11 protein-coding genes are annotated in these 17,503 nt (G+C 67.7%); 5 read left to right on the top strand and 6 right to left on the bottom strand.

Features of this window, described 5'->3' with window-relative positions:
• Positions 1 to 14 precede the first annotated feature (14 nt).
• From ACQ393_RS00055 to ACQ393_RS00035, 5 genes are read right to left on the bottom strand one after another with little or no spacing between them, the layout of a single operon-like run.
• Complete coding sequence (locus ACQ393_RS00055; RefSeq protein ID WP_430644772.1) at positions 15 to 1,889, bottom strand: alkyl/aryl-sulfatase; 1,875 nt, start codon at positions 1,887 to 1,889, stop codon at positions 15 to 17.
• Between the two features lie 35 nt (positions 1,890 to 1,924).
• Positions 1,925 to 3,622, bottom strand: coding sequence for a SulP family inorganic anion transporter (locus tag ACQ393_RS00050; RefSeq protein WP_430644771.1), 1,698 nt, complete (start codon positions 3,620 to 3,622; stop codon positions 1,925 to 1,927).
• A 5-nt stretch (positions 3,623 to 3,627) separates the two neighbouring features.
• Entirely contained in the window at positions 3,628 to 4,251 is a 624-nt protein-coding gene (locus ACQ393_RS00045) for a hypothetical protein (protein WP_430644770.1), read from the bottom strand.
• Between the two features lie 52 nt (positions 4,252 to 4,303).
• Positions 4,304 to 5,434, bottom strand: a complete 1,131-nt coding sequence (locus tag ACQ393_RS00040) for an AI-2E family transporter (RefSeq protein ID WP_430644769.1) — start codon at positions 5,432 to 5,434, stop codon at positions 4,304 to 4,306.
• Positions 5,431 to 6,795, bottom strand: a complete 1,365-nt coding sequence (locus tag ACQ393_RS00035; RefSeq protein WP_430644768.1) for a sulfatase-like hydrolase/transferase — start codon at positions 6,793 to 6,795, stop codon at positions 5,431 to 5,433. The genes ACQ393_RS00040 and ACQ393_RS00035 overlap by 4 nt, the downstream gene beginning before the upstream one ends.
• A gap of 89 nt (positions 6,796 to 6,884) precedes the next feature.
• On the opposite strand from ACQ393_RS00035, the gene ACQ393_RS00030 reads away from it, so the two are divergent.
• Positions 6,885 to 7,754, top strand: a complete 870-nt coding sequence (locus tag ACQ393_RS00030) for a bile acid:sodium symporter family protein (protein ID WP_430644767.1) — start codon at positions 6,885 to 6,887, stop codon at positions 7,752 to 7,754.
• A gap of 48 nt (positions 7,755 to 7,802) precedes the next feature.
• On the opposite strand, the gene ACQ393_RS00025 is transcribed toward ACQ393_RS00030, so the two are convergent.
• Positions 7,803 to 8,396 (bottom strand): TetR/AcrR family transcriptional regulator, encoded by a 594-nt coding sequence (locus ACQ393_RS00025; protein WP_430644766.1) that lies wholly within the window; start codon positions 8,394 to 8,396, stop codon positions 7,803 to 7,805.
• Positions 8,397 to 8,502: 106 nt separating this feature from the next.
• Between ACQ393_RS00025 and ACQ393_RS00020 the strand changes: the two genes are divergently transcribed.
• The 4 genes from ACQ393_RS00020 to ACQ393_RS00005 all read left to right on the top strand — a co-directional run.
• Positions 8,503 to 9,864: an MFS transporter gene (locus ACQ393_RS00020; RefSeq protein WP_430644765.1), complete on the top strand. Its 1,362-nt coding sequence runs from the start codon at positions 8,503 to 8,505 to the stop codon at positions 9,862 to 9,864.
• Positions 9,861 to 11,519 (top strand): sulfatase family protein, encoded by a 1,659-nt coding sequence (locus tag ACQ393_RS00015; protein ID WP_430644763.1) that lies wholly within the window; start codon positions 9,861 to 9,863, stop codon positions 11,517 to 11,519. The genes ACQ393_RS00020 and ACQ393_RS00015 overlap by 4 nt, the downstream gene beginning before the upstream one ends.
• A 26-nt stretch (positions 11,520 to 11,545) precedes the next feature.
• Positions 11,546 to 13,894, top strand: a complete 2,349-nt coding sequence (locus tag ACQ393_RS00010; RefSeq protein WP_430644762.1) for a glycoside hydrolase family 3 C-terminal domain-containing protein — start codon at positions 11,546 to 11,548, stop codon at positions 13,892 to 13,894.
• 259 nt (positions 13,895 to 14,153) lie between these two features.
• Positions 14,154 to 17,503 (top strand): DUF6923 family protein (locus ACQ393_RS00005; RefSeq protein ID WP_430644761.1); only part of this gene is annotated, 3,350 nt, incomplete at its 3' end.

The raw sequence follows: 17,503 nt of genomic DNA, 5'->3' as shown, positions 1-17,503 counted from the left end.
TCCGGCCCCGCGCCTCAGGGGAGCACGATGTCGAACGCGGGGTCGCCCTGCCCGAGCGCACCGAGGAGCTGGTCGAGCACGTTCCGGTCGCCGTCCACCTGCAGTCCGTCCGCGTCGACGTCGCCGCCCGCCAAGGCGAGCAGGCGCGGTTTCGTGAGCGTCAGCGTGACCCCGGCGGTCTCGGGGTCGGCCGCCTTCGCGACGTACACGAGCACGCCGTTGCGGAGCGTGACCCGGTAGTTGCGGTCGAGGTCGCTGAGCGTGATGTCCAGGGCGAGGTCAAGATCCCACGCGCGTGGTCCGTCGACGCGGATGGCGACGGAGTCCAGCAGCTGCTCGACCGTGAGCTGGGCGACGATCTCGGGCGCGTTGGTCGTGGTCGGGGTGCCGAAGTTCTCGCCGCGGAGTTCCGTCGCGCCCGAGAGGAAGAAGTTGCGCCAGGTGCCGTTCTCGGCGCCGTACGCGAGCTGCTCGAGCGTGTCCGCGTACAGCGCCCGGGCAGCCGGGTGGCCGGCGTCGGTGAACACGGCGTGGTCGAGCAGGGTCGCGGCCCACCGGAAGTCGCCCTCGTCGTACGCCTGCCGCGCGAGCTCGACCACCCGGTCGATGCCGCCGATCGCCGCGACGTACCGCTCGGCGAGCGGCTTCGGCGGGTGCGGCCACAGCCGAGCGGGATTGCCGTCGAACCAGCCCATGTAGCGCTGATAGATCGCCTTCACGTTGTGACTGACCGTCCCGTAGTAGCCGCGTGCGTGCCAGGCGTTCTCGAGTGCCGGAGGCAGCCGGATCTCCTCCGCGATCTCCGCACCCGTCATTCCGAGGTTCAGCATCCGCAGTGTCTGGTCGTGCAGGTAGGCGTACAGGTCGCGCTGCAGCCCGAGGAACTCGCGGATCTCGTCGGAACCCCACGTGGGCCAGTGGTGGGAGGCGAACACGACGTCGGCACGGTCGCCGAACCGTTCGATCGCCTCCGTGAGGTATGTCGACCAGACGTGCGGATCGCGCACGAGCGCGCCGCGGAGCGTGAGCAGGTTGTGATGGGTGTGCGTCGCGTTCTCGGCCATGCACAGCGCCCGGTGCTGGGGGAGGTAGAAGTGCATCTCAGCCGGCGCCTCGGTGCCGGGCGCCATCTGGAACTCGATCTCGACCCCGTCGATGACGTGGGTCTCGCCGGTGCTTCGGATCTCCAGCGTGGGCACCATGATCCCGGCGCGACCGGTCGAGGTGGTCTGCCCGAGGCCGGCACCGACGGCGCCCTTCGGCCCGCGCTCGAGCGCGGCTCCGTACATGTACCCCGCGCGCCGGCCCATCGCGGTGCCCGCGTAGACGTTCTCGGCCACAGCCTCGGAGACGAGGTGCTCGGGGGAGATGATCTGCACCGATCCCGCGGTGACCTGGTCGTCGTCGACGACCCCGAAGACGCCGCCGAAGTGGTCGATGTGGCTGTGCGTGACGATCACCGCGGTGACCGGGCGATCGCCGCGGTGTTCGCGGTAGAGCGTGAGCGCGGCCGCCGCCGTCTCCCTCGAGATCAAGGGGTCGACGACGATCACCCCGGTCTCGCCCTCGATGAAGCTGACGTTCGACAGGTCGAAGCCGCGAGCCTGGTAGATGCCCTCCACCACCTCGAACAGCCCGATCTTCGCGACCAGCGTCGACTGCCGCCAGAGGCTGGGGTTCACCGTCGCGGGCGCGTCGCCATCCAGGAACGCATAGCTGTCGGCATCCCAGACGATCGAACCATCGGCGTCGCGGATGATCCCGGATTCCGGCGCGCCGAGGAACCCGCGCTCGGCCGCGTCGACGTCACGTCGATCTGAGAACGGCAGCGTGTCGCCGAGCCGCGCGTTGGCCTCACGAATCGCGTCCGTCGCTTCGTTGTGGTCCATCTTCTTCCCCTCCATCGGATGTGGTCCTTGCTTGGTCATGCCTGCGCGTTGGTCTCATCGGTCGCGGACGGCCGAGTGTTCCGCGCGACGGCGTCACGGTTCGTCTCGTACACGGTGACGCCGTCGAGCAGCTGGAACCGTTCGAACCGCTTCCGAACCTCCGGCCGCACCCGGCTCAGCCCGAGCGTCACGTCGTGCTCGGTGAGCCACTTCCGTGTCGAAGCGAAGGCTTCCGCGCCGGTGATGTCGACGTCGGTGATCGACTCGCAATCGAGCACGAGATGACGCACCGGAGACCGGGCGTGCTCGACGGCCGCCTTGACGGCATCTGCGAACGAGGACGCGTTGGCGAAGAACAGCGGAGCCCCGAGCCGAACGACGACGATGCCGGGCGCGGTGACGCTCCCCACCGGTGCCGGGTCGAGCAACGAGTCAGTGGGTCGGTCGTCATCGGCGAGCACGTCGAGGGCGGGTCGAGCCGCACGTCGGGCGAGATTGATCAGCGCCAGCACGAATGCGACGAGGATCCCGGGGATCGCCCCCACGAACAGCGTCACGGCGAAGCAGACCGCCGCGATCACGAACTCGAACCTCGACGTGCGCCAGAGCTGCAGGAACTCGGGGGCACCGAGCAGCGGGACCACCGCGACCGCGACGACGGCACCGATCGCCGGGGATGGGATGTCGGCGAGCAGCGCCGTCCCGAACAGCAGGAGCAGCAGCGTCCCGATCGCCGCAACGACGGCCGGGAGTTGGGTTCGCGATCCCGCCGCGTCCGTCGCGGCAGTGCGCGACGCGGATGCGCCGATGACGTAGCCGCCGCTGGCTCCCGCGGCGAGGTTGCCGAGACCGAACGCGAACAGGTCGCGATTCGGTTCGTCCCGATAGCCGTGCCGCTCGGCGTAGGCTCGCGCGACGAGCAGGCCCTCCGCGATGGTCACCAACACCAACGCGAGCGCGGACGGGACCAGGGCGAACCAGGTCGCCCAGTCGAGCACCGGCCAGGTGAGCGTCGGCGGGCCGGCGGGCACCTCGCCGAGCACGTCGACCCCGGCCCCGTCGAGGTCGAGCAGGACGACGGCGACGGTCGAGGTGACAAGGACGACGAGCGCCCACGGCACCAGTCGAGCGAACCTGCGGCCGACGACCAGCACGAGTACCGAGACGATCGCGATCACGACCGACCAGACGTCGGTCTCGTCGAGGTTCGCTCCCAGCTCCGCGAGCTTCTCGACGAACTCCTTGCTCGAGTCGATCGGGACGCCGAGCATCTTCGCCGCCTGGCTGACCAGGATGTCCAGCGCGAGACCCGCGATGAACCCCACGAGCACGGGCTTGGACAGGAAGCTCGCGAGGAACCCGAGCTTGAACACCGCTGCGAGGAGGAACACCACCCCGCAGATGATCGCCTGGGCGAGTGCCATCGTGGCGTAGTCCGCGTTCCCCGCCACCGCGAGCCCGCCGATCGACGAGGCCACCAGGGCGGATGCCGCGGCATCCGGAGACGCGACCAGTTGACGCGATGACGCGGTGAGCGCGAACACGATCGACGGCACGACCAGCGCGTACAGCCCGGCGGTGGGTGGCAGGCCCGCGATCTGCGCGTACCCGATGTTCAACGGAATCGCGATGGCGAGCAGGGTGACCCCGGCGCCGACCTCCTGGACGACGTTGCGCCGCGTCAGGCCAGCGAACGGACGGGTGAACCGCCCTGTGACGTGGTCGGTCGGCATGGCGTTCAGATCCGGATCGGGAAGGTCGCCATGATCACGGCGCCGACCGTCATGACGACGATCGCGAAGCCCAGGAGCGAGCGGGCGACCCATGGTGCGATCTCGCGCTGCGACATCGCGGTCAGGAACAGCACGAGCGCGAAGAGCACGGTCAGCAACGAGTAGTTGTCGCCGCGCTGGTTGTTCTCGAGCGCTTGTGCGAACTTCTCGTCGGCGCGGGCGTTCAACTCCTCTGCCTCGACGGCACCCTCGGGCACGTACTCCTCCCGGACGAAGGGGCCGTTCTCGACCTCGCCGTCGGCGACCCACGCCTCGTACGCCACGGCGAACTCGGGGGTGAACCGGGTGCGGATGTAGTCGGCCAGCTCCTCGTTGCCGTCGCCAACCGCTTGGACGTACGCGGCGTAGATCGTCAGGTCGAACGTGCGCGCTGACCGGGCCTCGCCCTCGGCGTTCGCCGCTTGAATGCGGGCGCTCGAGGCTTGGCTGAACGCGATCGACATCTCCCCGCCCCACTTCGAGGACTGGAATCCGCACCACGCGGTCAACACCGCGGTGACCGAGAGCAGGAACACGCCGATGATCTCCGTCGCGCGAGTCCACCGGTCGCGCTCCCCCGTCTCCCCCATGCCCACCCTCCCGTTGCGAGCCTACGAGCCGCCCTCGCGAGAGGACCAGTCGTCAATCCTGTGCGTTTGCCGGAGATTTCCCGTCGCGGTCGTCACGGCGTCCCAGGCCGGCGCGATCGGCGAGGGCGGGCCGCAACCACGTCCACCGCGGGTCGGCCTCGACCAAAGCCGCGCGGACCAGCAAGGTCAGCGGGATCGCGAGGAGCGCTCCCATCGGTCCGAGGATCGCCGCCCAGAACAGCACGGAGAGGAGGGTGATGGTCTGGCTCAGGTTGACCGTCTGGCCGACGATCCGTGGCTGGACGATCGACTGGATGACCGCGTTGATCAGCCCGTAGATCACGATCACCCACGCGATCATCGGCCAGCCACCGATGAGTCCCCCGAGGATCAGGGGCGGGATGATGGCGATGAAGTACCCGAAGTTCGGGATGAAGCTGCACAGGAACGACAGCAGGCCCCACAGGGCCGCGCCGGGAATACCGAGCAGCGACAGCGCCAACCAGTTGAGCAGCCCCTGGACGGCGCCGAGCACCAGCGTGACCGAGACGTATCGGCGGATTCCGACGACGGCGGAGCCGAGTGCCTCGATCAGCTCGCCCCGCCGGCGCCGGATGCTGACCAGTACCGGGTCCGTCCACGCCGCGTCGACTCCCATGGCGATGAGCATCGTGATCAGCACGAAGGTCGAGGTGACGATCCCGGTCGCCCCGGAGACGGCGGTCACGACGACGTCGAACAGACGAGCTGGATCGATGGCATCGACCAGGAACGCTGCCTGTTCGGGCCCGAAACCGATGCCGACCAGCCACTCCGCAAGCCCCACCAGCCAGCTCTGGAATTCGGACGCGTACTGTGGCAGGAGCCCCGCGAACTGACCCACGGCGAGAATGAGCCCATACCAGAAGGCGCCGAGCAGCACGACGAGCGAAAGGACGACGAGCCCGGTCGCGGCTCCTCGCGGCACCCGCAACTCCTCCAGCTTCTTCCGCAGCGGGTGCGAGCAGATCGTCAGGACGACGGCGAGCATCGTGGCGGCGAACACCGGCCGCAACGACGAGATGCCGAACGCGACGACCACCGCTCCGCCGAGCCCGACGAGGATGAACGCCGCTCGATGCGGCCTGCCTGGTGCCGTACCTCCGGTTCGGTCGGCTTCGTCGGCCGGGCCCGGAGCGCTCATGCGTCCAGGCCGGCGCCTGGGACGAAGTCGACGGGGGCGCCCTTGGGGACCGCGTCGCCCTGCAGCGACTTCTGATATTCGGCGGCGATGCGACCGTAGACCTTGTAGAGGACCCAGCTGTGCACCTGGTCGTAGTTGTACGGGGTGTCTTCATCCGGATTGACGGTGAGGTTGTAGACGTGTGGCGTGGCGAGGTGTTCGATCGGCGCCGTGCCGTCCTGGACGCGGTGGGTGAGGACCTTGAAGTTCCTCCACCGCAGGCCCACCTGGAGTTCGTCGAAGAACATCAGGAAGTGCTCGCGTTCGGAGTGATCCTGGTCGCCGCGGAGGAATGCGGACTGGTCGACGCCGTCGAGCACCCGGTCATCCGGCACGAGGTCGTCCGCGCCGAGGAGGGCGAGCAGGGTCGGGAACCAGTCGACGACGTGGAACATCTCATCACTGCGGCCGGTGCGGAGCTTGGCAGGCCACTGGACCAGCCCGGCCGTGCGATTGTTGCCCTCGTAGGTCGAGAAGTACCCGCCCCGCCAGTTGCCCTGCGAGCCGCGGTTGTTCGGCGCGTGGAACGTGGTGTCGCGCCCGTTGTCGCCGGCGAACACCACGATCGTGTCCTCCCGGATGCCGAGTTCGTCGAGGTGGTCGAGCAGGGCGCCGAAATCGGCGTCCAGCATCTGGATGCAGTCGGCCACCGGGCCACCGTTGGAACTGTCGACGAACTCCTCCCGAGGCAGCGTCGGGAAGTGGATGTTCGAGTGGTTGAAGTACAGGAAGAACGGCTCGTCCGCGGCGGCCGCATCCGACATCCACTGCCGTCCCTTGTCGAGGAACTCGAGATCGATGTCGCGGCGCACCTCACGATCCAGCACCTTCACGTTCCGCGCCTGACCCGGTGCATCCGACTCGATCACGTACGACGGCTCGAGCCCCGACGCCTTGAAGAACTTGTCCTCGGGCCACATCGCCTCATCCCAGGTGCCGAGGATCCCGTACCAGTAGTCGAACCCGTGGTCGGTGGCGTACCGCCCGGGTTCGGCGCCGCAGTGCCATTTGCCCATGATCGCGTTGCGGTACCCGATCGACTTCAGCTGGGTCGCGATCGTGACCTCCCACGCGACCAGCCCGCTGCCGGGCAGCGCCGACGTGCACCCCGTGCGCGTCGAGTGGCGACCGGTCATCAGGGCGGACCTGGTCGGGGTGCACTGCGCCTCGACGTTGTAGTTCGTCAATTGCAGGCCATCGGCCGCGAACCGGTCGATGTTCGGCGTCTGCGCGCCGAGCGCGATCCCGCCGCCATAGCAACCCAGGTCACCGGTGCTGATGTTGTCGACATGGAAGTACAGGATGTTCGGGCGCTGCGCCATGATCCCCCCAGGTTCGATGCCCGGGCTTCCCTGCCCGGTCCCCGATCGCTAGCGTAAGCGACACGTCACCGCTCGGGGGAAGGGTTCCGATGGAGATCGTCGGCCTGCTGTTCAACGTCATCCTGATGGTCTTCATCGTCACCACCATGCTCACCGCAGGGTTCGGCACCACCCTCGACCAACTCGGCGCAGTGCTCTCCCGGTTCGGCCTGGTCGCCATGGTGCTCGTCACCGGGTTCGTCATCCGCCCCCTCATCGGGTGGGGCACAGCGGAACTGCTCGGCCTGGCCGTACCCGCCTACCTCGCCATGGTGCTGCTCTGGAGCTGCCCCGGCGCGCCGTTCGGGGCGAAGCTCGTGATGACCGCGAAGGCCGACCTGCAGACCGGCGCCGTACTGCAGGTGCTCATGGCCGCGATCGGCTCGCTCACGTTCGCGCCGACCGCGAACCTGATCATCGGCGCCGCCGACCTCGGCGACGACGTCTCCCTCCCCGTCGCCGACCTCATCCGCACCGTCGCGCTCCTGCAACTGCTGCCGTTCGTCGTCGGTGTGCTCGTGCGCCACTGGACCCCCGACCGGGCGACCGAGTTCGGCGCGTTCACCGCGAAGGTCTCCGGGCAGACGTTCCTCTTCGTCCTCGCCGGCGCGCTCCTGGGCAGCTGGCGCGACGTCATCGACCTGCTCGGCTCGCTCGTGCTCATCGCCGCCGCACTCGTCTCGGCCGTCATGATCGCCATCGGCTGGCTGCTCTCGGCCCGCGAGCGCCGCACCCGCTGGGCGACCGCCCTGATCCAACCCTGCAGCAACTCCGGCCCAGCCTTCGCCGCCGTCGCGATCGCATTCGACAACGACCCCGCCATCCTCGGCGCCATCACCGCCATCCTGCTCCTGCAGATCCTCGTCGGACTGCCCACCGCGTCCTTCGTCGGACGCAGCCGCACAGCGGTGGCCGCCTAGCATCAGACGGATCGTCGATCAGCATCCGAGCAGCGGCGCCGGGCGGGATCAGCCCTTCGATCCGATCAGCCCCTGGCACGCGGCATCGAACGCGGCGATCAGGTCCATCTCGGGCCGAAGCAGGTGTTGCAACTGCAAGCCGTCGAGGATCCCGACGATCGCATCGGCGACCGCATCCGCATCGAGATGGTTCGGATACACCCCCCGCGCCACGCCGGACGCCACATGATCGGCGAAGAATGCGTGAGTCTCACGATAGCGCCGGCTCATGCGTTCGTGAGCCGGGTGCGCCGGGCTCGTGGCCTCGGCACTGATGACCACCCGCAAGCGCATCACGCCCGGATGACGGAGGTTGCGCCGCAGTATCGCTCGACCGAGATCGCGGATGTCTGACGACTCGAGCGAATCGACCTCATCGACCGCACGTTCCTGCCAACGGTCGAGCGTCGCGAGCAGCAATTCGGTCTTGCTGGGGAAGTAGTGCAACAGCCCCTGTTGGCTGAGCCCAGCCTCATCCGCCACGTCCTGGAGGGAGCCGTCTCGGAATCCGTCTCGCCCGAACACCTCCAGCGCGGCCTCGAGGATCTGGGTGCGACGCGCCTCGGCCGACAGTCGGGTTCGTCGCTTCGTCTCTACTGCCACGCGAACAGTCTCCCACGAGAACGCTTATCTACCGAGTACTCGGTAGATATGGTACGTTCGGGCGTCAGGGCGCCGACTGTGCGCCCCATCACGAAGGAGTGACAGCATGGAAGCCACACGGGAGACGGAACAGGTCGCCCCCGGGACCGGAACGACTGGGATGGACGCGACCGGCGCGAAGAAGGTCAAGGGCCGGAAGCGCAACGTTTGGATCATCGCCGGGACGATGGCGATCGACGGCGGTGACTCAGGGCTCATCAACTCCCTCTTCCCCGTGATCCAGGCGAGCCTCGGGCTCGCCTCCAGCGCACTCGGCGTCCTTCTCTCGGTCGGCCGGATGTTCGGAGTGATCACCGGCCCGATCCTCGTGTTCCTCACGAAATACTTCTCGCGCCGTACGATCCTGGCCGTCGCCGGCGGGTTCTGGGGAGCGTGGAGCATCCTCGCCGGCTTCTCGCAGGACTTCACCCAGTTGCTGATCCTGTACACGATCATGGTCGGCGGCGCGATGGCCGGTCACGTGTTCCTGCCGACCGTCGTCGGCGACTCGTTCGAGGACGGCAAGCGTGCACGTGTGATCGGGTGGGTCTACGGCGCCCTCGTCGGGACCGGGGCGGTCACCGCCCCGCTCATCGGTCAGCTCGCCAACATCGAGGACGGATGGCGGTACGGCTTCTTCATCTTCGGAGCGCTGAACATCGTGTTCGGCTTCCTGACGCTGTTCTTCTTCCGCGACCCGGGCATCGGCTCGATCGACGGTCGCGCAGATGGTGGCCAGGAAGGCGCCAAGACCGAACGAGACCTCACGCTGGCGAAGATCAAGCCCCTCTTCCGGATCCGCTCGTTCCAGATCCTCTCCCTGAGTCGACTCATCTCGCCCCACCCGGTCATGGCTTCGTTCGGCGTGATCATGCTCGTCCAGGCTCACGGACTCAGCGTCCCGGTCGCGGCCACGATCATGGCACCGTTCGGCATCGGCTACCTGCTGGGCAACATCCTCGTCGGATATCTGGGCGACTGGTTCAACCGGATCAGCCCCCGCTACGGCCGCATCGGCCTCCTCCAGTTCGCGCAGTTCGCATTCGGCGGGTTCGCGCTGCTGGCGACCCAGTTCACGTACGAGAACATCGCCTGGTACGCCGTCTTCTTCGCACTCATGGGTTCGGTCCAGGGGTGGAACCCGATCCTGAACCGACCGATCGTGATGGGCGTCGTCGCCCCCGAGCTCCGCAGCGCCGCGTTCGGCTTCATGATCTCCGTCGTCGAGTCCGTCAGCTTCTCGCTGCTGGCGCTCATCACGGGGTTCCTCGCGGACGCCGTCGGAATCCAGTCCGCGCTGTTCTGGACCGTCGTCGTGGTCGTCCTCGCCAACGGCGTCCTGCTCACCGCCCTGTACCCCGCGTACGTGCGCGACAAGGCGCGCCTCGAATCCCAGCTCCACCACAACCGCGAGGAGGCCACCTCATGACCGAGCGTCCCAACATCCTCTGGATCTCCACCCACGACATCAACCCGCACCTCGGCACCTACGCCGACGTCTGGCCGGGGGCAGAGCATGCGTTCACGCCGAACCTCGACGAGCTGGCCGGCGGCGGCATGCGATTCGACCAAGCCCTCGCGACCGCGCCCGTGTGTGCGCCGTCGCGCGCCTCGATCATCACCGGGTGCCAGCCGACGGCGATCGGTACCATGCATATGCGCACGCGAGCCGTACCTCCGCCCGAGGTCGTGCTGCTCCCGGAACTGTTCCGCCAAGCCGGCTACTTCACCTCGAACAATTTCTTCACGGACTTCCAGATGGAGGTTCCCGGGACCGTGTTCGACGACATCGGCACGGAGGCGCACTGGCGCAATCGCCCCGACGCCGACACGCCGTTCTTCGCCCAGTTCCACGGGCTCATCACCCACGAGTCGGCGATCTACCTGAGCGACGAGGACTTCAGCAAGGCGACATCCCATGTGCCCGCTGACCAGCGGCATCACCCCGACGACGTCGAACTCCCTCCCTACTACCCCGACACCGAGCCCTTCCGGATCGCCTGGGCCCGCTATCTCGACCTCATCACGGAGATGGACCTCTGGGTCGGTGAACTCCTCGGGCAGCTCGAGGAGGACGGCCTCGCCGCGAACACCATCGTCGTGTTCTGGAGCGATCACGGCGTCGGGATGCCCCGCGCCAAGCGTTGGGCGAACGAAGCTGGCACCCGCGTCCCACTCATCGTCCGCTGGCCGGACGTCATCGCACCCGGAACCGCCGCGGCCGACGTCGTCAGCCTCATGGACCTCGCACCCACCATGCTCTCGCTGGCCGGCCTCGAGGTGCCCGAACACATGCACGGCGCGGTCATGCTCGAACTCACTGGTCGCCCGACGGCCGCGAACGACTACGTCTTCAGCGGCCGCGACCGCATGGACGAGCAGGAAGACGCGTCGCGTACCGTGCGCGACAACCGGTTCCGATACACGCGCCACCTGCACCCCGACCGCAGCGGAATGCAGCACCACGAGTACGCCGACAAGTTCTCGACCTGGGCCGAGTTCCGCCGCCTGTCGTTCGAGGAGGCGAACCAACTCGCCCTCGGAGAGGAACCCTCGAAGCTCAGCCCGCTGCAACGCTCCGTGATCGCCCCGAACAAGCCCGCCGAGGAACTCTTCGACATCGCGGCGGACCCGCACGAGGAGCACAACCTGGCAGACGACCCATCGTTCGCCGACGACCTCTCCCGGCTTCGCGGCGCCCTCGACGAATGGCAGGCGCGGATCGGCGACCTCGGCACGATCCCCGAAGCCGAGCTCAACGCCTCCTGGCGCCCGGGCGGCGTCCCTCAGCAGACCGCGGCCGTGACGATCGAGATCGACGAGTTCGGGGCGGTGCACGCGTCCTGCCCCACCCCGGGCGCCCGGATCGGCTGGACGACCGTACCCGAACAACCCGAGCCTCACCCGATGACAGCCAACCCGATGTTCCGCATGCTTGGGGTCGAACTCGACGGCCGCCGATGGAAGCCCTACACGACGCCGATCACCGCGGAGGGCACGGTCTACGTCAAGGCGTGGCGGATCGGATTCACCCCGAGCAAGGTCGTCACGGTCGAGACCGCCCGCGTCGCGGCATCCGCCTGACCCGACCAGCCGACGAAGGAGAACCCATGCCGAAACTCGATACCGAGCGCGCCGCGCACCTGGTCGCCCGCCTGTCCACGAAGGAACGCATCAGGCTGCTTTCAGGCGCGACGATGTGGTCGACCGAGACTGTCGGCGACGTTCCGTCGGTCTCCCTCTCGAACGGACCGAACGGGCTCGGCAAACAGGCGTCCGACGCCGACCACGTCGGCGGCGGCGACCTGATCCCGGCGACGTGCTTTCCGTCTGCGAGCGTGCTCGCGTCGACGTGGGACGAGCCGCTGCTCGAACGCGTCGGCGCCGCGCTCGGGCGCGAGGCTCGAGCCGAGGGCGTCGGGGTCCTCCTCGGGCCGGGCCTGAACATCAAACGACACCCCGGAGGTGGCCGCGTCTTCGAGTACTTCTCGGAGGACCCGGTCGTCTCCGGCAGGGTGGCGGCGGCACTGGTGCGCGGGGTGCAGTCCGAGGGGGTTGGCACCTCGGTCAAGCACTTCGCAGGCAACAACCAGGAGACCGACCGGATGCGTCTGGATTCGGTCATCGACGAGCGGACCCTCCGCGAGATCTACCTTCGCGGCTTCGAGATCGTCGTGCGGGAGTCCGCACCATGGACGGTGATGACCTCCTACAACCGTCTGAACGGGGAACACACCGGCGAGTCGGAGTGGTTGATCACGCGAATCCTCCGCGAGGAGTGGGGCTTCGAGGGGCTCGTGATGTCGGACTGGATGGCGGTGCACGATCGGGTGCAGGGCCTACGTGCGGGCCTGGATCTCGAGATGCCGGGCGGGCCCGGCGTATGGGACGATCGGATCGCCGCGGCCGTCGACGACGGATCGCTCGCCGCGGATTCGATCGAGGCATCCGCGCAGCGCGTCGCGTCGCTCGCGCTACGCGCTCGAGCCGAAGCCGAGAGTCGCCCTCGCACCTACGACCGCGAGGCCCACCACGCCCTCGCCCGAGAGACCGCAGCCGCAGGGACGGTCCTGCTCACGAACGACGGGATGCTCCCGCTCCATCCACGCGCTTCCCTCGCGGTCATCGGCGCAGCGGCCGAGCACCCGCGCTTTCAGGGCGTCGGCAGCGCCGCGGTCAACCCCTGGCGTGTGGACACGCTCCTCGATGCGCTCCGCGACCGCGCGAACACAACCTACTCCCCCGCGTACGATCCGCGGACCAGCGAGGTCAGCGATACCGGCCTGGCCGAGGCGAGAGACGCCGCGGCCGCGGCCGACCAGGTCGTGCTCGTGCTCGGCGTCCCCGGGGGCGCAGAAGCCGAGGGCGTCGATCGCAGCGAGGTCACGATGCCGGAGTCGTTCACGATACTCGTGCGTGAGATAGTCCGAGCGAACCCGCGTACCGCGGTCGTACTGGCCAACGGCGCTCCCTTGGAGATTACGTGGGCCGATGAACCCGCAGCACTGGTGGAGGCGTACCTCGGCGGGCAGGCTTCGGGTTCTGCACTCGCCGACGTCCTCCTCGGCGACGTCGAACCCGGCGGGCGGCTCGCGGAGAGCTTCCCGATTCGGACCGCCGACCTTCCCGCAGCACGGAACTTCCCTACCAGCGGCGGATCGCGCACGCAGACCCAGTATCGCGAGGGACTCCACGTCGGCTACCGATTCCACGACACGTTCGGCGTCGCCCCGCGTTTCCCGTTCGGCCATGGTCTCGGCTACACGACGTTCGCCTGGGGCGTTCCCGTCGTGACCGTCACGGGAACCGATGTGATCGTGGAGATCGACATCACGAACACGGGCCACCGCTTGGGATCCGAGGTCGTCCAGCTCTACGTGCACGATCCCGAGAGCAGCGTGCACCGGCCGGATCAGACCCTCGAGGCGTTCGCGAAGGTGCACCTGGCACCGGGCCACACACGCTCGGTGCGTCTCGCACTCGATGAGCGAGCCTTCGCGATCTGGGATGTCGCATCGTCGCGCTGGCTCGTCGAAGGCGGCCGATACGAGGTGCGGATCGGAGCCTCGTCCCGCGACATCCGCGCCAGCGCTCACATCGAGATCGAATCCGCGGATCGCGTGACCGCCGTCCCCGGCCCGATCGGACCGGTCGCCGACGATCACGAGTTCGAGCGGGCCCTCGGTCGCCCGATCCCGGCAGCCGCCGGCATCCTGCCGTTCACCGTCGATTCCACCATCGACGACCTCAGGGCGACCTGGTTCGGCCGCCGCCTGCACTCGATGGTCTCGCGCATGCTCGAACGGCAGCTCCCGGCCGGGGACGACTCGATGTCGGCAATGATGCGCGCCGTGATCTCGGGGATGCCGCTTCGGGCCATGGTCGTCGCCAGTGGCGGCAAGCTCACGCTCGACACGCTCGACCGAGTGATTCGAGTTCTCAATGCCCTATCACGGTGAGCCGCCGCGAAGACGCCCAATTCACTCCCGCAATCGCCCGCGATACGGCGTGTCGATTTGCGGAATTCGGAGAACGGGGTTCCACATCGGAACGAGTTGACCTAATGTGACCCGTACGTTCGACTGGCGAGGGAGCCCGATCCGGGGGGGAAACGGGCGCACCCTCGCCCCTGGGGGAATCGTGCGCACTCAAGCGACCCGAACTCGCTCTGACAACAACGATCGGAATCGAGGGGGGCTCATACGCCGCGCGCTCGCGATGAGCGTCGTCGGGGTGCTGGTCGGTGCGTCAGCCGTCGCGCTGACCGCCCTCACCGCGGCAGTGCCCGCCGAGACCGCTACGGCGGTCCCCGGCCAGCCGGGAGTTCCGAGCGACCCCACGGTGCTGTTCCTCGAGGACTTCGAGAACCGAACCGACACCGATGCTTCGATTCTGCTGAGCGAGTACCCCTCGGTCACCGGGATCGGCTATGTGCCGAACGGCACGAACTGGGTCAATCGCTCCCGATGCAACGGCATCGTTCTCGACTACACCGATCCTTTCCTCGAAGGCGACTGCGCGGCTGGCGGCGTGAACGGCCCGAACGTCTACACGAGCATGACGGCGATCCCCAACGCGATCGGTCAGTACCGGGGCGAGTCGGCCACGAATGAGAACACCGCGGTTTCCTCCTACACGAGCGGCAACAATCTCGCGAACAACCTCGTGATGTTCGAGACCGATCAACCCATTCCGCTGCCGACGCCGAACCGGTTCATCACCTTCTCCGTCGTCGCGGGCGCGCAGAACTGCGACTCCTCCGATCCGCTGTTGCGGTTCTTCGTCATCGACGACGAGGGTTCGGCGATCCCGGTCACCGATTCGCCGATCAACCCGTGTACCGACCCCGATCGGGTCCTGTTCGACGGAACCACCATCGACGGGACTACCCGTCCCACCGTGGTCGTCGATGGCGTTTCGGACTCGTCCTATCTCCTCGAAGGGTCGAGCGTCGGCATCCGCTTGATCAACGCCAACGGTGCATCGGGGGGCAACGATGGCGCCTACGACGACATCCGCATCCTCGATGTGACGCCGCAGCTCGACAAGTCCTTCGACCCGTCGCCGGCCCCGGCGGGCGGCACGTCCACGCTGACCTTCACGATCACGAACACCTCGGAGCTCGCGGCCAAGGAAGGGTGGGCCTTCTCCGACACGCTCCCAGGCGGCTTGACGATCGCGAATCCCGCGAACATCGCCGAAACGTGCGATGGAGCGCCGACCGTGACGGCGAATCCCGGCGAATCGGCGATCGCAGTCAGCGGCGGCATCCTCGGCAGCGGAGATGTGTCGTGCACGATCTCAGTGGACGTCACCAGCGAGGCTCCCGGCTACGGCGAACCGAACGTGGTGTACGAGAACTGCCCCGACGTCAACGTCACCGACCTGGTCGGACTCGAAGCGCCCGCGTGCGCCGAGGTCGAGTTCTACAGCCCCCTCACCCCGACCGGTCCCGATTTCGGGCAGTGCGACGCCGGCGCATATCTCTTCCAGTCATCGAACACCTCGACGCCGTCCACCGTGTTCAACGTGAACCTCGTGACGGGCACCTACGAGGACCTGGGGCAGATTCCGGTCTTCCTCAACGCCACCGGATACAACCCGCTGGACGACTACATCTACGGAGTCGGAAGCAACGGTTCGATCTACCGGGTGAACTCCGATCTCAGTGCCCAGGAGCTCGGCATCCCCGATCTGACGCTCGCTGGACTCACCCCGTCGCAGTGGCAGCCCAGTTCCAGCGGTGAGATCCTTCCCAACGGGGAGTTCTGGCTGGTACAGGGCAGCGCCGACGCCCGTCGGTGGTATGTCGTCGACCTCGATCCGACCTCACCGACCTACTTCTCGGTCCTCAGCTCGGGCACCTCTACTCCGCCCGGAGGCGCGGGCGGCGCGCAGGCCGGCGGACAGGATTGGGCATACAGCACTGCGGACGGAAACCTCCACGCGCTCGGCCACAACGTCAACAACAACCAAGAGCTTCTCCAGACCTTCGATCTCACCACACAGCAGTACGTGACGCCCGCAGTTGCACTGAACCTGATCGCACCCAACGGCTCCGGAACAGGCAGCCAGAGCGCTGGAGCGGCGTTCGCCGACGACCTCGGCAACGTCTACGGGTCGTTCAACCAGTCGGGCCAGATCTGGCGTATCAACGCCGATGACCCGAGCACAGTCGACTTCTTCACGTACGGGCCCGCGGCGGACTTCAACGACGGAGCCCGCTGCGTGCTCGCACCCCTCGAGATCGACTTCGGCGACGCGCCCGACCCGACGTATCCGACCCTGCTCGCCAGCGACGGAGCACGTGCCGGGATCGTCTCGGACGACGCGGGCGCACCGACGCTCACGCTCGGCCCATCGGTCACCCCGGAGAGCGAAGGGCAGCCCGATCCGGCCGCCGCGCTCGACGAAGACGACGCCGTCACGCCCGGTCCGATCTCGATGAGCGAATCGACGTTCTCGCTCGAGGTGCCGTTCGTGAACACGACCGGCGACGGTGCGACCGTCGCCGGGTGGATCGACTTCGACGGCAACGGCGTGTTCGATGTCGGTGAAGCGGCCTTGGCAGAGGTGGCCGGCTCCGGCACCGCGACCCTCACCTGGAACATCCCAGATGTCGCCTACCCGGAGACCAGCTACCTGCGCCTCCGCATCGGGAACGTCGCGGTCGACGCGCTCGGTCCGTCCGGCCCGGTCGCGAACGGAGAGGTCGAGGACTACGTGGTCGAGCTCGTCGATGCGGCGATCACGGCCTCGAAGTCGGTGGACCCGGAGGACGGCAGCCCGGTCGTCGCCGGCGATGAGGTGACGTACACGTTGTCGTTCGAGTCGACGGGGTCTGCGGATGCCACGATCGACTACACGGACGACCTGTCGGGTGTGCTCGATGACGCGACGATCACGTCGGATCCGCAGTTCGCGGTGACCCCGGACGACGGGAGCGTCACCGCGGAAGTGGTCGGCGACCAGTTGGTGGTGACGGGTAACGCACCGCCGGGCACGACGGTGACGGTCTCGTACACGGTCACGGTGAATCCGGATGGTGAGCGTGGGGACGACGTGCTCGGCAACGTGCTCTATGAGACCGGCACCACCCCGCCTGAGGAGTGTGTCGAGGGTGACCCGCTGTGCACGACCAACCCGGTCGGGTCGGTCACCGTCGCAAAGGACGTCACGCCCGACGACGGATCGAGCGTCGAAGCGGGCGACGAGGTGACGTTCACCTTGACCTTCACCTCGAACGGGCCCGCCGACGCGGTTGTGGATTACACCGATGACTGGTCCGGTGTGCTGGATGATGCGTCGTTGGTGTCGGGTCCGACCGCGGATGCGCCGCTGGTGGTCACGGTCGCCGGTGACGGCAGCTCGTTCACGGTGACCGGCACCCTGCCGCCGGGCACGTACACGGTGACGTACACCGTGGTCGTGAATCCGGACGGTGAGCGTGGGGATGAGGTGCTCGGCAACGTGCTGTTCGGGACGGGCACCACTCCGCCTGAGGAGTGCGTCGAGGGCGACCCGCTGTGCACGTCGAACCCGGTCGGCTCGATCACTCCGGAGAAGTC

It is taken from the genome of Agromyces sp. GXS1127, assembly GCF_050565425.1.
Taxonomy (GTDB): domain Bacteria; phylum Actinomycetota; class Actinomycetes; order Actinomycetales; family Microbacteriaceae; genus Agromyces.
Note: the sequence above shows the minus strand (reverse complement) of the source record. Positions and strands in the feature narration are given on the sequence as shown.

What these genes read in the sequence shown, in the direction of transcription:
- ACQ393_RS00010 (WP_430644762.1), top strand. Translation starts at nt 11,546, where the DNA reads ATGCCGAAACTCGATACCGAGCGCGCCGCGCACCTGGTCGCCCGCCTG.
- ACQ393_RS00055 (WP_430644772.1), bottom strand. Translation starts at nt 1,889, where the DNA reads ATGGACCACAACGAAGCGACGGACGCGATTCGTGAGGCCAACGCGCGG.
- ACQ393_RS00020 (WP_430644765.1), top strand. Translation starts at nt 8,503, where the DNA reads ATGGAAGCCACACGGGAGACGGAACAGGTCGCCCCCGGGACCGGAACG.
- ACQ393_RS00015 (WP_430644763.1), top strand. Translation starts at nt 9,861, where the DNA reads ATGACCGAGCGTCCCAACATCCTCTGGATCTCCACCCACGACATCAAC.
- ACQ393_RS00030 (WP_430644767.1), top strand. Translation starts at nt 6,885, where the DNA reads ATGGAGATCGTCGGCCTGCTGTTCAACGTCATCCTGATGGTCTTCATC.
- ACQ393_RS00040 (WP_430644769.1), bottom strand. Translation starts at nt 5,434, where the DNA reads ATGAGCGCTCCGGGCCCGGCCGACGAAGCCGACCGAACCGGAGGTACG.
- ACQ393_RS00050 (WP_430644771.1), bottom strand. Translation starts at nt 3,622, where the DNA reads ATGCCGACCGACCACGTCACAGGGCGGTTCACCCGTCCGTTCGCTGGC.
- ACQ393_RS00035 (WP_430644768.1), bottom strand. Translation starts at nt 6,795, where the DNA reads ATGGCGCAGCGCCCGAACATCCTGTACTTCCATGTCGACAACATCAGC.
- ACQ393_RS00045 (WP_430644770.1), bottom strand. Translation starts at nt 4,251, where the DNA reads ATGGGGGAGACGGGGGAGCGCGACCGGTGGACTCGCGCGACGGAGATC.